Origin of the sequence: Pseudomonas aylmerensis, from assembly GCF_001702265.1 — a bacterium.
In the GTDB taxonomy this organism is placed as follows: Bacteria; Pseudomonadota; Gammaproteobacteria; order Pseudomonadales; family Pseudomonadaceae; genus Aquipseudomonas; species Aquipseudomonas aylmerensis.
Genome location: NZ_MAUE01000048.1, coordinates 81,509 through 96,095, shown reverse-complemented (window position 1 = coordinate 96,095; position 14,587 = coordinate 81,509). Strand labels below are relative to the sequence as shown.

Annotated in this window: 14 protein-coding genes; 8 read left to right on the top strand and 6 right to left on the bottom strand. The window is 62.2% G+C overall.

Translation table 11 applies throughout. From position 1 onward, the window contains the following. The first annotated feature begins 195 nt into the window (after nucleotides 1-195). Nucleotides 196-1,530, top strand: a complete 1,335-nt coding sequence (locus BBG20_RS30720) for an MFS transporter (protein ID WP_065910151.1) — start codon at nucleotides 196-198, stop codon at nucleotides 1,528-1,530. Here the strand turns inward: BBG20_RS30720 and BBG20_RS30715 are convergent, their stop codons facing one another. Continuing rightward, nucleotides 1,531-2,409, bottom strand: a complete 879-nt coding sequence (locus BBG20_RS30715) for a DMT family transporter (protein WP_065910150.1) — start codon at nucleotides 2,407-2,409, stop codon at nucleotides 1,531-1,533. It abuts the gene before it with no gap. A gap of 185 nt (nucleotides 2,410-2,594) precedes the next feature. On the opposite strand from BBG20_RS30715, the gene BBG20_RS30710 reads away from it, so the two are divergent. The 3 genes from BBG20_RS30710 to BBG20_RS30700 all read left to right on the top strand — a co-directional run bounded on the left by BBG20_RS30710 (nucleotide 2,595) and on the right by BBG20_RS30700 (nucleotide 5,038). Beyond that, the gene (locus BBG20_RS30710; RefSeq protein WP_065910149.1) at nucleotides 2,595-3,011 is read left to right on the top strand and encodes a membrane lipoprotein lipid attachment site-containing protein; all 417 of its coding nucleotides are present in this window, start codon (nucleotides 2,595-2,597) and stop codon (nucleotides 3,009-3,011) included. Nucleotides 3,012-3,166: 155 nt separating this feature from the next. Beyond that, nucleotides 3,167-4,054, top strand: coding sequence for a KPN_02809 family neutral zinc metallopeptidase (ypfJ, locus tag BBG20_RS30705; protein ID WP_065910147.1), 888 nt, complete (start codon nucleotides 3,167-3,169; stop codon nucleotides 4,052-4,054). Beyond that, entirely contained in the window at nucleotides 4,055-5,038 is a 984-nt protein-coding gene (locus tag BBG20_RS30700) for an alpha/beta hydrolase (RefSeq protein WP_065910145.1), read from the top strand. A gap of 1,102 nt (nucleotides 5,039-6,140) precedes the next feature. On the opposite strand, the gene BBG20_RS30695 is transcribed toward BBG20_RS30700, so the two are convergent. The 3 genes from BBG20_RS30695 to BBG20_RS30685 are packed head-to-tail and all read right to left on the bottom strand — an operon-like array spanning nucleotide 6,141 to nucleotide 8,217. Beyond that, nucleotides 6,141-6,734: an HAD family hydrolase gene (locus BBG20_RS30695; RefSeq protein WP_065910143.1), complete on the bottom strand. Its 594-nt coding sequence runs from the start codon at nucleotides 6,732-6,734 to the stop codon at nucleotides 6,141-6,143. Continuing rightward, nucleotides 6,731-7,600, bottom strand: a complete 870-nt coding sequence (tesB, locus tag BBG20_RS30690) for an acyl-CoA thioesterase II (RefSeq protein ID WP_065910141.1) — start codon at nucleotides 7,598-7,600, stop codon at nucleotides 6,731-6,733. Before tesB ends, BBG20_RS30695 begins: the two co-directional genes overlap by 4 nt. A gap of 47 nt (nucleotides 7,601-7,647) precedes the next feature. Continuing rightward, on the bottom strand, nucleotides 7,648-8,217 hold the full coding sequence (locus tag BBG20_RS30685; RefSeq protein ID WP_065910139.1) for a GNAT family N-acetyltransferase: 570 nt from the start codon (nucleotides 8,215-8,217) through the stop codon (nucleotides 7,648-7,650). Between the two features lie 75 nt (nucleotides 8,218-8,292). On the opposite strand from BBG20_RS30685, the gene BBG20_RS30680 reads away from it, so the two are divergent. Beyond that, nucleotides 8,293-9,213 carry a histone deacetylase family protein gene (locus BBG20_RS30680; RefSeq protein ID WP_065910137.1) on the top strand — a complete coding sequence of 307 codons (921 nt, stop codon included), beginning with the start codon at nucleotides 8,293-8,295 and terminating at the stop codon, nucleotides 9,211-9,213. Between the two features lie 410 nt (nucleotides 9,214-9,623). Then, nucleotides 9,624-10,868 carry a TIGR03862 family flavoprotein gene (locus BBG20_RS30675; protein ID WP_065910344.1) on the top strand — a complete coding sequence of 415 codons (1,245 nt, stop codon included), beginning with the start codon at nucleotides 9,624-9,626 and terminating at the stop codon, nucleotides 10,866-10,868. 115 nt (nucleotides 10,869-10,983) lie between these two features. On the opposite strand, the gene BBG20_RS30670 is transcribed toward BBG20_RS30675, so the two are convergent. Continuing rightward, a complete protein-coding gene (locus BBG20_RS30670) occupies nucleotides 10,984-12,318 on the bottom strand; it encodes a DEAD/DEAH box helicase (RefSeq protein WP_065910135.1) in 1,335 nt (444 codons plus the stop codon). A 48-nt stretch (nucleotides 12,319-12,366) separates the two neighbouring features. Next, complete coding sequence (yedA, locus tag BBG20_RS30665) at nucleotides 12,367-13,263, bottom strand: drug/metabolite exporter YedA (protein ID WP_065910133.1); 897 nt, start codon at nucleotides 13,261-13,263, stop codon at nucleotides 12,367-12,369. A gap of 161 nt (nucleotides 13,264-13,424) precedes the next feature. Here yedA and BBG20_RS30660 point away from each other — a divergent pair, with 161 nt between their 5' ends. Both BBG20_RS30660 and BBG20_RS30655 read left to right on the top strand, forming a co-directional pair. Beyond that, complete coding sequence (locus BBG20_RS30660; RefSeq protein ID WP_065910132.1) at nucleotides 13,425-13,880, top strand: Lrp/AsnC family transcriptional regulator; 456 nt, start codon at nucleotides 13,425-13,427, stop codon at nucleotides 13,878-13,880. Next, entirely contained in the window at nucleotides 13,870-14,568 is a 699-nt protein-coding gene (locus tag BBG20_RS30655; protein ID WP_065910130.1) for a cyclase family protein, read from the top strand. The genes BBG20_RS30660 and BBG20_RS30655 overlap by 11 nt, the downstream gene beginning before the upstream one ends. The last annotated feature ends 19 nt before the right edge of the window (nucleotides 14,569-14,587 follow it).

Below are 14,587 nucleotides of genomic sequence, written 5' to 3'. Positions count from 1 at the left end.
CGTCTTATTTACGGCAAATTATTCGCCGCTAAACTGTTCACAGCAATTGAAATGTACGAACCGGTTAGTTTTCAGTGCGATTATCGAACACAATGGCTGTTGACGAATTGACGATTTTTTAACCGCTGCGCACCATCGATTCCGTATCAAGACCCAGAACACACCATAAAAATTTCAAAAAACGGGTACGACCTCATGCCTTCGCAAAACTCCGTCCTGGCCGCGCGCCCGGGCAACCCGCACGCCGGCATCGGCGACAAGATTCGCGGCGCCCTGGCCGTGGGTAAAACTCGCTGGGGCATGCTGGCCCTGGTGTTCTTCGCCACCACCCTCAACTACATTGACCGCGCCGCCCTGGGCGTGATGCAGCCAATCCTCGCCAAGGAGATGAGCTGGACGGCGATGGACTACGCCAATATCAACTTCTGGTTCCAGGTCGGCTACGCCATCGGCTTTGTGCTGCAAGGGCGCTTGATCGACCGCGTCGGCGTGAAGCGCGTGTTCTTCTGCGCGGTGCTGCTGTGGAGCCTGGCCACCGGCGCCCACGGCCTGGCGACCTCGGCCGTTGGCTTTATGGTCTGCCGCTTTATCCTCGGGCTGACCGAAGCCGCCAACTACCCGGCCTGCGTCAAGACCACCCGCCTGTGGTTCCCGGCCGGCGAGCGCGCGGTGGCCACCGGCATCTTCAACGCCGGCACCAACGTCGGCGCGATGATGACGCCGATGTTGCTGCCGTTGATCCTGCACGTGTGGGGCTGGCAGGCGGCGTTCCTGTGCATGTCGGCGCTCGGCGGGATCTGGCTGCTGTTCTGGGGCTTGAAGTACTACAACCCGGAAGACCATCCGACGGTTAAACAGTCCGAACTGGACTACGTGCAACAGGAAGTCGAACCGGAACAACCGCGCGTGCCGTTCAGCCGCATCCTGCGCATGCGCGGCACCTGGGCCTTCGCCCTCGCCTACTCGATGACCGCGCCGGTGTTCTGGTTCTACCTGTATTGGCTGCCGCCGTTCCTGAACCAGCAATACAACCTGGGCATCAACGTGACACAGATGGGCATCCCGCTGATCATCATCTATTTGACCGCCGACTTCGGCAGTGTGGGTGGGGGGATTCTCTCGTCGTTCCTGATCGGCCGTGGGATGAACTCGATCAAGGCGCGGTTGCTGTCGATGCTGCTGTTTGCCTGCTGCATCGTCGGCGTGATCATGGCGGCCGGCTCCAGCCAGCTGTGGGTCGCGGTGTTTGCCATCTCCCTGGCCATCGGCGCGCATCAGGCCTGGACCGCGAATATCTGGAGCCTGGTGATGGACTACACGCCCAAGCACATGATGAGCACGGTGTTCGGCTTTGGCGGGATGTGCGCGGCCATCGGCGGCATGTTCATGACCCAGATCGTCGGGCATATCCTCACGGTGACCAACAACAACTACACGGTGTTGTTCACCCTGATCCCGGCGATGTACTTCATTGCGCTGACCTGGATGTACTTCATGGCGCCGCGCAAGATTCCCACCGTAGACGTCTGATCACCTGCGCCGCTGCTGCCAGGCAGCGGCCAAGCCGCTCATGCAGATCACCCCGATGCCGACCACCGTGGTCACATCGGGGGTATGGCTGAACACCAGCCAGCCCAACAACCCCGCAAAGACGATCTGGCAATAGCCGAACGGCGCCAGCAAGGCCGGCGCCGCAAAGCGGAACGCCTGGGTCAGCATCAAGTGGGCGGTCATCCCGCAGGTGCCCAGCGCCAGCATCAACGCACCATGCCACAGCGTCGGAACCTGCCAGAAGAACGGCACCAGCGCACTCATCACCAGGGTATTGCACAGCCCGGCAAAGAAGTTGCTGGTGGTGGGCGTGTCGTATTGGCTGAGGATGCGCGTGAGCAATTGGTAAAAGCAGAAGAACAGCGCCGAACACAGCGGCAGCAGCACCGCCGGGGTGAACAGCTCGCCACCGGGATGGATGATGATCAGTACCCCGACAAACCCGCAGATCACCGCCAGCCACTGGCCTCGGGTCACGTGCTCGCCGAGCAGCGGCACCGAGAGTGCGGTCACCAGGATCGGCGCGAGGAAGTTCACCGCCGTGGCTTCCGCCAGCGGGATGTAATGCAGCGCCGCAGTGAAAAACAAACTCGTGCCCAACAGGCACAACGCCCGCACCACCTGCATCCCCGGCCGCTTGCTGCGCAGCACGCGCAAGCCGGATTGCGGCAGGAAAATCCCGGCCATCAACACGGTATGCACCAGGTAACGCGCCCACACCACCATCACGATCGGGTAGAACCCGGCCAGGTATTTGGACAACGCGTCGTGGCTGGAAAACAGGAACGTCGCCAGCACAATCAGCAGGATGCCTTTGAAAGGATGGTTGACGCCGGAAAGGGGGGTGCTGACAGTCATTGAATTCTCTTGCGTGGCGAGCTGAACGCGGTGGCACTCAACCCGGTAATCTAGCAGCCGGGCATGCGTCTGCCCCCAGAGCATAACCAAACACCGTGCGAACAGCGCACTAAATCACGGGATTCGAGTCCAACGCTGCACCTTAGCCCCCGCGTTGCACACTTTTTAACCAAGGCCTTGCTGCTATGAAAAAAACCCTCTTTATTCTTTCTGCCCTCGCCCTGCTGACCGCCTGCAACCAGGAGTCCAAGGAGGCACCCAAGCCTGCGCCACCGTCTGTGCAAGCCACGCTGGTGCCCGAAACCCCGCCCACCGATAAGTGGGTCGGCAAGTGGATCGGCGTCGAAGGCCTGAACCTGACCATCGCCAAGGACGACAGCGTCGGCCGTGGTCACTACATCCTCACCATGCAATACGGCCTCGACGCCGACGACTCCGGCACCTTCAAAGGTGAAGCCGCCGAAGACGGCATCGCCTTCACCCGCCCCGACGGGCCGCAACTGCTGCGCGCTGGCAACGGCGAGGCCACCGGGCTGAAATGGCTGGCGGAGAAAAAGGACTGCCTGGTGGTTGATAGCGGTGAAGGCTACTGCCGCGATTGAGCCGTCCAACCTGACACAACTTTCATCTGGCGCCCCTGCCAGCACGGGCTGAGAGCAGCGATACTACGCAGCTCTCGAACCTGTCGGACAGCCGGGCTGGCGCCATTCCCACGCACCAACAACACTGTTTCAGAGTTCATCGAGAGGATTGCCCCATGCTATGGAAAAAAGGCCGACGCAGCGACAACGTGGTGGATGCCCGCGATGACAGTGGTGGCGGCGGTGGCGGCATGCGGTTTGGTGGCGGCAAGGGCCTGAGCCTGACGGCAATTGTGCTGATCGTCGGCATCGGTTGGTTGACCGGCCAGGACCCGCTGCAGATCCTCGGCCAGTTGACCGGCCAGATGGAACAGGCGCCCTCGGTGAGCACGCAGCCACGCCAGGCACCGCCGGCCAACGACGAGCAAGCGGACTTTGTGCGCGCGGTGCTGGGTGATACCGAAGACACCTGGGCCCAGGTCTTTCAGGAAAATGGCCTGGCCTACAAGAATCCGAAACTGATTCTGTTCCGCGGTCGGGTCAATTCGGCCTGCGGTGGCGCCACTTCGGCCAGCGGCCCGTTCTATTGCCCGGCCGACCAACAGGTGTACCTGGACCTGGATTTCTTCCGGGAAATGTCGCAACGCTTCAAGGCCGCCGGTGATTTCGCCCAGGCCTACGTGATCGCCCACGAAGTCGGGCATCACGTGCAGACGCTGCTCGGCATCTCGGCCAAGATCCAGGCCGCGCGTCAGCAGGGCCGGCAGCTGCAAGGCGATGGCGGCCTGCTGGTGCGCCAGGAACTGCAAGCCGACTGTTTCGCCGGGGTCTGGGCCAACCGCGCGCAAAAGCGCCTGAACTGGCTGGAGCCTGGCGATATTGAAGAAGCACTGAATGCGGCCAACGCCATCGGCGATGACCGTTTGCAGCAACAGGGTCAAGGGCGCGTCGTGCCGGACTCGTTTACCCACGGGACCTCGGCGCAGCGGGTTCGCTGGTTCAAGACCGGCTTTGCCCAGGGCCAGATCACTCAATGCGACACTTTTACCGCCAAGAGTCTTTAGATGAATAAACGATTGGGATTGCTGCTGGGCTTGTTGATTACCTGTTCCTCATCCACCTGGGCCGCCGAGAAAGAACATGGGGTCAAGGTGGTCAGTCCCGATCGTTTTCACCTGGATGCCGGCGACCTCAGCCTGGGGTTGAGCCAGGACTGGCGCCAGCCGCTGCCCCAGGTCACCCGCGCGCTGATCATCGTGCACGGCCGCCTGCGCAATGCGCAGACCTACCTGCAAAGCGGTGAAGACGCCGCCGAGCACGCGGGCCAGGCGACCAATACGCTGGTGATTGCGCCGCAGTTTCTGAATGAGTCCGACATCAAGCGCAACCACCTGGACAACCAGGTGCTGCGCTGGAACGGCAACGACTGGATGGCCGGCGAGTCCTCCGTCGGCCCAGGCCAGGTCAGTTCCTACGGCGCCCTGGACCAGATCATCAAGCACCTGGGCAATCGCAAGCTGTTCCCGGCGCTGAAAGAGATCGTCGTCGCCGGCCATTCCGGCGGTGGTCAAGTGGTCCAGCGGTTTGCCCTGACCGGCCACGACCACCCGATGCTGCAGACCGAAGGCATCAGCCTGCGTTACGTGGTCGCCAACCCATCGTCCTACGCGTACTTCACGCCACAGCGTCCGGTGAAGTTCGACACCGCCAGCTGCCCAGGCTTCAACGACTGGAAATACGGCATGCAAAACTTGCCGGATTACGCCAAGGGCCAGAGCGCCGAGCAGCTTGAGCAGGCCTACGTGTCACGCAACATCACCTACCTGCTGGGCCAGCAGGACACCGACCCGAACCACCCGGCGCTGGATAAAAGCTGCGCCGCCGAGACCCAAGGCGCGTATCGCCTGATTCGCGGGCACAACTATTTTGACTACCTCAAGCAGCGGCACCCGCAGTTGAGCCAGAAACTGGTGGAAGTGCCGGGCGTTGGGCATAACGGCGACGGCATGTTTACCTCGCCTGAAGGCCAGAAAGTACTCTTCCAATAACCCCACATCCCTGCAGGAACCGGCTTGCCGGCGATGGTGGTGGGTCAGCCAACCCCTCTATCGCCCATGCGGCCGCCTTCGCAGCCTCGCTAAGGCTCGACAACTCCCACAGGGGATCGCGGGGCGGGCTGTGAGATCTGTGGCGAGCGATTTTCTACCTGACAACTACGGTCAAAATGTGGGAGCTGGCTTGCCTGCGAAAGCGGTGGGCCAGCCAACCCCTCTATCGCCCATGCGGCCGCCTTCGCAGCCTCGCTAAGGCTCGACAACTCCCACAGGGGATCGCGGGGCGGGCTGTGAGATCTGTGGCGAGCGATTTTCTACCTGACAACCACGGGCAAAATGTGGGAGCTGGCTTGCCGGCGATGGTGGTGGGTCAGCCAACCCCTCTATCGCCCATGCGGCCGCCTTCGCAGCCTCGCTAGGGCTCGACAACTCCCACAGGGGATCGCGGGGCTGCTTGTAAGATCTGTGGCGAGCGATTTTCTACCTGACAACCACGGTCAAAATGTGGGAGCTGGCTTGCCGGCGATGGTGGTGGGTCAGCCAACCCTTCTATCGCCCATGCGGCCGCCTTCGCAGCCTCGCTGGGGCTCGACAACTCCCACAGGGGATCGCGGGGTGGGCTGTGAGATCTGTGGCGAGCGATTTTCTACCTGACAACCACGGTCAAAATGTGGGAGCTGGCTTGCCTGCGAAAGCGGTGGGTCAGCCAACGCCTCTATCGCCCATGCGGCCGCTTTCGCAGCCTCGCTGGGGCTCGACAACTCCCACAGGGGATCGCGGGGCGGGCTGTGAGATCTGTGGCGAGCGATTTTCTACCTGACAACCACGGTCAAAATGTGGGAGCTGGCTTGTCTGCGAAAGCGGTGGGTCAGCCAACGCCTCTATCGCCCATGCGGCCGCCTTCGCAGCCTCGCTAAGGCTCGACAACTCCCACAGGGGATCGCGGGGTGGGCTGTGAGATCTGTGGCGAGCGATTTTCTACCTGACAACCACGGTCAAAATGTGGGAGCTGGCTTGCCTGCGAAAGCGGTGGGCCAGTTGAAAACAGATCGACTGACACGCCGCCATCGCCAGTTCAAGCTGGCTCCAACAGGGCTCAGGGCTGGATCATCTGGCGCAGCACTGCACAGTCTGTGGCATGCCAATCTGCCAATTCCGGCCACGGGTTCTGCGGCAAGTTGACCAACACCGTGCGCGTGCCCGCTGCGCGGCCGCAGTCGAGGTCGAAGCGGTAATCGCCGACCATCACCATCTCGCTCGGTACCACATCCCAGGCTGCGGCCAGTTTCAGCAGGCCGCCTGGATCGGGCTTGGGCGGTGCATCATCGCGGCCCAGCACGTCGTCGACGGCAAAGCAGTCGGCCAGGCCAATCGCTTGCAGGGTGATATGCGCCAGCTCCCGCGCATTGCGGGTAAGGATACCGAGGCGATAACCGCGTCCCGCCAGTTCCCGCACCAGCTCCACCGCACCCTCTGCTGCGACGGAACCCAGCGCCAGCTCGCGCTCATGCTCCAGCAACCAGGCATGCTTGGCCGCTGCCACGTCGGCAGGCAATGCAGCCAGGTGAGTGAGGATGTCGTCCTCGGGCGGAATCTCCAGGGCCACGCGAATGGCCGCAAAGTCATGCACGGCCACCGTGAGGGTGCCGTCCATGTCGAATACCCAATGCTTAACGTCCGTCAGGCTCATGCCCAATCCTTGCGATGGCGAATCAACCCTTCCTGGGTCACGGAAGCCACCAATTGCCCGGCGCGGTTGTACACGCTGCCGCGCGAGAAACCCCGGGAGTTGCCGGCCCACGGGCTGTCCATGGCATAGAGCAACCAGTCATCGGCGCGCAGGTCGGCGTGGAACCACAGCGCGTGGTCAAGACTGGCGACTTGCATGTCTTTCTGCCAAACGGTCTTGCCGTGGGGCAGCAGCGAAGTGGTCAACAGGCCGAAGTCCGAGGCGTAGGCCAGCAAGTATTTGTGCAGCGCCGGTGCGTCGGCCAGGGCACCGTCGGCGCGAAACCACACGTACTTGACCGGGTCGGACGGCTGCGGGTTGAACGGGTCTTTCTCGGTCACCGGGCGCACTTCGATCGGCTTGGGGCACAGCAGCTTGTCGCGCATGTGCTCGGGGATCAGGTGCGCACGCTGCTGGGTCAGCTCCAGCTCCGACGGCAGGTTTTCCGGACCGACCACCACGGGCATGGTGGTCTGGTGTTCGAAGCCTTGTTCGTCGTACTGGAACGAGGTGGTGCAGGTGAAGATCGGGTGGCCCTTCTGGATCGCCGTCACGCGGCGCGTGCTGAAACTGCCGCCATCACGCACGCGGTCCACCGAATACACCACTGGCAATTTCGCATCGCCGGGGCGCAGAAAGTAGCCATGCAGTGAATGCACGTGCCGCGCTTCTTCGACCGTCTGGCTGGCGGCCGACAAGGACTGGCCAAGCACCTGGCCGCCGAACAGTTGGCGAAAACCCAGGTCCTGGCTGCGGCCACGAAAGAGGTTTTCCTCGATCGGCTCCAGGGTCAGCAAGTCCACCAGATCTTCCAATACTTGGCTCATTCACACTCTCCTCAGAGCAATTCTTTTCTACTTGTAGGAGCCAGCTCCTACCCGTGCAGCGTGTCCAACCATTGGGCGCGGGTGATGCGGTACAAAACATGCGGGCGCAGCGGGTCATCGGCTGCGACCTTGGGGTGTTCGAAATCTGCCAGCGGATCGTAATGCATACCGATGGCCTGCATGACTTTTTGTGATGGCAGATTGGCCTCCGTGGTGAAGGCGACAATTTCATCCAGCTGCAAGCGGTCGAACCCACAGCGCAATGCCGTCCACGCCGCCTCGCTGGCATAGCCCAGCCCCCAGTGCTCGCGCGCCAGGCGCCAGCCGATTTCCACCGCCGGGGTGAAAGCCGCCTCGAAGCTGACATTCTGCAACCCGGTCAGGCCAATGAATTCGCCAGTGTCCTTGCGCTGCAAGGCCCACAGGCCAAAGCCGTATTCGGCGAAATGGCCACGAATCCGCCCGATCAGCGCGGCGCTTTCCAGGTGGCTCAATTTGGCCGGGAAATAGCGCATCACCTGCGAGTCGGCGCACATGCGTGCAAAGTCCGGCAGGTCGCTGTCACGCCATGGGCGCATCAGCAGGCGTGCACTTTCCAGTTCGAGTATCGGCTCCATGGGTCCCCTCCCTTGCCATGTGCGTGAGTGTACAGCGCTGTTAAGATCCTTCGCAGATTCCTGTCAGAAAATCCCATGCCTTTGCCATTGATCTACCACGATGACTACAGCCCCGAGTTCCCGGCGGACCACCGGTTCCCGATGGACAAGTTCCGTCTGTTGCGTGACCACCTGGTGGCCAGCGGCCTGACCGAGGACAGCCAACTGCTGCGCCCGCAGCTGTGTCCGGCAGATATTCTCGCCCTGGCTCATGAACCGGGTTATATCGAACGCTACATGAGTGGCGAGTTGTCCCCCGAAGACCAGCGGCGCCTCGGTCTGCCCTGGAGCGAAGCCCTGGCTCGACGCACCGTGCGCGCGGTGGGCGGCTCGATCCTCGCGGCCGAGCAGGCACTCGAACATGGCCTTGCCTGCCACTTGGCGGGCGGCACCCATCACGCCCATTACGATTACCCGGCGGGCTTCTGCATCTTCAACGACCTGGCGGTGATCAGCCATTACCTGCTGGCCAGCGGCCGGGTCAACCGCGTACTGATCTTCGACTGCGACGTGCATCAGGGCGACGGTACCGCCCGCATCCTCCACGACACCCCGGATGCCATCACCGTGTCGCTGCACTGCGAAAAGAACTTCCCGGCGCGCAAGGCCCAGAGCGATTGGGACATCCCACTGCCCATGGGCATGGGCGATGCCGAGTACCTCAAGGTGGTCGATGACGCCCTCAACTACCTGCTGCCGCTGTACCAACCCGACCTGGTGCTGTACGACGCCGGCGTCGATGTGCATAAGGACGACGCCCTCGGTTACCTCAAGCTGACAGATACCGGCGTCGCCGCCCGCGATGAAGCCGTGATGCGCCACTGCCTGGGCCGCGACATCCCGGTGATGGGCGTGATCGGCGGCGGCTACAGCAAGGACCGCCCTGCCCTGGCGCGTCGTCATGGCATCCTGCATCACAGCGCGCAACGGGTATGGACGTCATCAGGCTGTCATTGAAGTGTGAGCGTTACCCACAATGCCTGTGGAACGGCCTGTGGATAAGTTGAGCGTAAGCGTCTGAAAGCTAACCCACGCATGGCGTGTAGGAAACTGTACGTTTTCTGATCAGACACGCAGGCTTCCTTGTGGTGAGCGGGCTTGCCCCGCGTTGGGTTGCGTAGCAGCCCCTTTTGAGGGCGTCGCGTTCTGCCAGTTAGAACGGGGGTTGAGGGTTTGGGGCTGCTTCGCAGCCCAACGCGGGGCAAGCCCGCTCGCCACAGGAAGGGTGTTCACCACAGGAAGCGCGGTCACTATGGGAGGGGTGCTCGCCATGGAAAGCGTGCGCGCCGATCACAACGATCCTTCCCCCCCACAATTGCGCGCCATTGCTTACAATGGGCGCCCTTTTGTTTTCACCAGGCCTGCTGATGTCCGCTACTGCTCCCTCCCACGTTGCCATTATCGGCGGCGGCCCCGCCGGGCTGATGGCCGCCGAAGTATTGAGCCAGGCAGGCGTGCGGGTCGACCTGTATGACGGCATGCCCTCCGTGGGGCGCAAGTTCCTGCTGGCGGGCGTGGGCGGCATGAACATCACCCATTCGGAGGCGTACCCGGCGTTCCTGTCGCGTTATGCCGAGCGCGCGCCGCAGATGGCGCCGTTACTGCGCGCGTTTGGCGCCGAGGCGTTGTGCGAGTGGATTCACGGCCTGGGCATCCAGACCTTTGTCGGCACCTCCGGTCGCGTGTTTCCGACCGACATGAAAGCCGCACCGCTGCTGCGTGCGTGGCTCAAGCGCCTGCGTGACCAGGGCGTGGTTATCCACACCCGCCATCGCTGGCTCGGCTGGAATGCCGAGGGCGACTTACTTATCCACAGCCCTGACGGCGAAAAAACTATCCACAGCGATGCCGTGCTATTGGCCCTGGGCGGCGGCAGTTGGTCGCGCCTGGGCTCCGATGGTGCATGGCTCAAGTTGCTGGAAGACCGTGGCGTGCCCTACGCCACGCTGCAACCGAGCAACTGCGGCTTCGAGGTGTCGGCCTGGAGCGATTTGATGGTGAGCAAATTCGCCGGCGCGCCGCTGAAAAACGTCGCTATCGGCGTGGCGGATGACAAGCCTCGACTGGGCGAGTGCGTGATCACCGCGACGGGCATCGAGGGCAGCCTGATCTACGCACTGTCGGCGCCGATTCGTGAAGCCATCAACCGTGACGGCGCGGCCACCGTGCATATCGATCTGCTGCCGAGCAAGCCGCTGGACAAGGTCCAGGCCGCCCTGGCCAAGCCACGTGGCTCGCGGTCGATGAGCAAGCATTTACACAGTCAGTTGGGGTTGGATGGGGTCAAAGCGGCGCTGCTGCGCGAGCTGACCCCGGCCGAGCACTTTCATGATCCGGCGCAGTTGGCGGTTGATATCAAGGCGCTGCCACTGACCCTGGTGAAAACCCGGCCGATGGATGAGGCGATCAGCACCGCCGGTGGCGTGCCGTTCGAGGCGTTGGATGAGCGGCTGATGCTCAAGCAATTGCCGGGGGTGTTTTGCGCAGGAGAGATGCTCGACTGGGAAGCTCCAACCGGCGGGTATTTGCTGACGGGGTGTTTTGCCAGCGGGCGAGCAGCCGGGCGCGGGATGTTGGAGTGGCTGGTGGCGAGCGGGCTTGCCCCGCGTTAGGCTGCGAAGCAGCCCCAATAAACCCGCAGGGTTTTAACAGATAAACCGCGCTTGCAGGTTTTAGGGCCGCTTCGCGGCCCAACGCGGGTGCAAGCCCGCTCACCACAAAGGTCAGTTACTTCTTCTTACGCGGCCCGGTATTAAAAACCGGGACCTTGCGCACCGGCTTGATCGACGGCTCCGCCGGCGCCACCTCACCACTGTCCACCCACTTGCCGAGGTTGCGCTTGCCGCCACCACCGGAGGTCTTGGGCTTCTTCGGTTTTTTCGGTTTCTTTACTACCTGCCCGCTGGCATCGGTGTCCGGCACGCGGTGTTCCGGTTCGAAATCCGGCTCCATCTTGCGGGTCAAGGTCTGACGGGTCAGCATCTCGATGGCCGACAGCATGTTCACTTCATCGGCGCACACCAGCGAAATCGCCTCGCCGGTGTTACCCGCACGGCCGGTACGGCCAATGCGGTGGATGTAATCCTCGGCCACGATCGGCAGGTCGAAGTTGACCACCAGCGGCAGGTCTTCGATGTCCAGGCCACGGGCCGCCACGTCGGTGGCCACCAGGATCTGCACTTCGCTGGATTTGAAACGGTCCAGCGCGCGTTGGCGGGTCGCTTGGGGTTTATCACCATGAATGCCGTCGGCATTGATGCCCAGGCCCTGCAACTTATCCACCAGCGCATCCACGCCATTGCGGGTCTTGGCGAACACCAGCACCTGCTTCCAGCGGCCTTTGCGCATCAGGTGGACAAACAGCTCGGGCTTGCGCTTCTTGTCGACCGGCACCACCCATTGCTTCACGGTATTGGCGGCGACGTTGCGCGGGCTGACCTCGATGCTCAGCGGGTCGTTGAGCATCTGCCCGGCCAGCACGCGGATGTCATCGGAGAAGGTCGCCGAGAACAGCAGCGTCTGGCGCTTCTTCGGCAGCATGCGGTAGATGTTCGCCAGTTCTTCGGAGAAGCCCAGGTCAAGCATGCGATCGGCTTCATCCAGCACCAGGGTCTGCAGCTGGTTGAGTTTCAGCGCGTTCTGGCGGAACAGGTCGATCAGCCGGCCCGGCGTGGCGACCAGGATGTCGACGCCCTTGCGCAGCTTCATCATCTGCGGGTTGATGCTCACGCCGCCGTACACCGCGTAGGTGGTCAGCGGCAGGTGTTGGGCGTACTCGGCAACGCTGGCGTGAACCTGCTCGGCCAGTTCACGGGTCGGGCACAGGATCAGTGCGCGGGCCGAGTTGGCAGCGACTTTGGGCCCTTCCATTGTCAGCAATTGCAGGAGCGGCACGGCGAAACCGGCGGTCTTGCCGGTGCCGGTCTGGGCCGCAGCCATCAGGTCGCGACCGGCCAGCACCGCCGGAATGGCTTGCGCCTGCACCGGCGTCGGGGTCTGGTAGCCAAGCGTCTCAAGGGCGCGCAGCAAGGGTTCGATCAGGCCAAGTGTGGCGAAAGTCATGTGTTTACCGTAGGAAAAATTCAGCGCAAGGGCGTAATGCGCGGCAGTTTACCTTATTTCCGGCTTGGGCTTGCGCCACTGGGGCAGGCTGATCAACAGCACCGCGCTGATAATTACCAGCATCGCCAGGGCTTCTTCCAGGCCGATGGTCTCGCCGATGAACACGATCCCCAGCAACACCGCCACCGCCGGGTTAACGTAGGCATAGCTGGTCGCCGCCGCCGGACGCACATGCTTGAGCAGGTACATATAGGCGTTGAAGGCGATGATCGAGCCGAACACGGCCAGGTACGCCAGGGCCAGCCAGCCTTCCAGCGGCGGCATGGCTTGCAGGTGTTCACCGGTGAACGCGCTGGCGATCAACAGCGTCACGCCGGCCACCAGCATTTCCGCCGCACTGGCCATTGCCCCCGGCGGCAACGGCAGGCGCCGGCTCCACACCGAACCGAACGCCCACGACGCCGCTGCAAACAATAATAAAGCGGCGCCCATGGGGCTCGACTGCAATGTGCTGCCCATGTTGAGCATGGCGATACCGATCATCCCCAGGATCACGCCCGCCCATTCCAGGCGGGTATTACGCGCGCCCCAGAAATAACCGCACAGCAAGGTGAACAGCGGCACGGTCGCCACCGCCAGCGCCGCCACACCGGACGAGACGCCGGTGTGCTCGGCCACACTCACCGCGCCATTGCCGAAGGTCAGCAGCAAAATACCGATCTTGGCAGCGGCCTTCCATTGCTCCCAGGTCGGCGCTGGCGCCCCACGCCAACGCAAGAAGCCATACATCACCGCCCCCGCCACCAGGAAGCGAATCCCACCCAGCATCAGCGGCGGCCAGAATTCCACGCCGATGCGGATCACCAGGTAGGTGGAGCCCCAAATCACATACAACGCAAAAAAAGCGGCGATCAACGGTAAGGGAAAGCGACGTGGGCCTGGCATTGGGCAGCTCTATGGCAGAAATGAGAGAGGCTTATTCTAAAAAGGCAGGCTCCTAAACATAAGTTACAAAACCTGTTTAATCCGCCAGTACACTTTTCAAAACATGGTTATCAGGGCTATAACCCCTACTTTCGAAAGCCAAGCGCTCCTGGAGCCTTATCATGGACAAATACGACCGCATGCTCCTCAGCGCCCTGCTCGAAGACGGCCGCGCTTCCTACGCGCAACTGGCGCGCACGGTAAATCTCTCCGCCCCCGCCGTCGCCGAACGCGTGGCCAAGCTGGAGGCCAGCGGCGTGATCACCGGGTATCAGGCCAAGGTGGACTTATCCAAAGTCGGCCTGCCGATTCAGTGCGTGATGGAACTGAGACTGACCAACCACGGCAGCCAGAAGGTCTACGATGCCCTGGCCGAAATCCCCGAACTGACCGAATGCCACCGGGTCACGGGCGATCCGTGCGTGATCATGCAGGCAGCGGTGGGCTCGATGCCGGAGTTGGAGAATTTGATCAACCGGGTAGCGAAGTTCGGGTTCAGCAAGACCTCGATCATCTTGTCGAGCGCGATAGAGCGGCGGGTGCCGTTGGGGCAGTTGGAGGGCAAAAATGGTGGATAAGCCCAGCAAGGTCTTCAGCCTCAGTCACCCGATCTCCCCGCGTATTCCGCTGTGGCCGGGGGACCCGCCGGTGGCGTTTGAAGACGTCGCGTCACGGGACAAGGACGGCTATTTCCTTCGTCGGTTCAGCATGGGTGAACATAGCGCCACGCATATGAATGCGCCGAACAGTTTTTATGCTGGTGGAATGGGGATTGATGGTTATCGACCCGAAGACTTGGTGCGGCCCGCCGTAGTGATCGATGTGCACGGTAAAACCCAGAGCAATCCAGATTACGAAATCTGCCCACTGGATATTGAAGCGTGGGAACGTCAGCACGGGCTTATCGAACCTGGCTCGGTCGTGCTGATGTACACCGGCTGGCAACACCTCTGGAACGACCCGATAGCGTTTTTTGGTCAGGACGCGCAAGGCTCACACTTCCCTGGGATTGGTGAAGCGGCGATTCGGTTTTTGCTCGAACAGCGCCAGATTGCCGGGGTTGGCATTGATACCCACGGGGTTGATCCAGGGCAAAGCACCGCCTTCGCGACAAACCATGCCGTGTTGGCGGGAAACGGGATTGTGCTGGAGTGCCTGACCCACCTCGACCGGCTTCCGGCCAAGGGCGCCACGTTAGTGATAGGTGTACTAGGACTGGAAGGCGGTTCGGGATCACCAGCATCAGTGATGGCGTTTATTCCCTGACTTGCAGGTAGGCCCTACC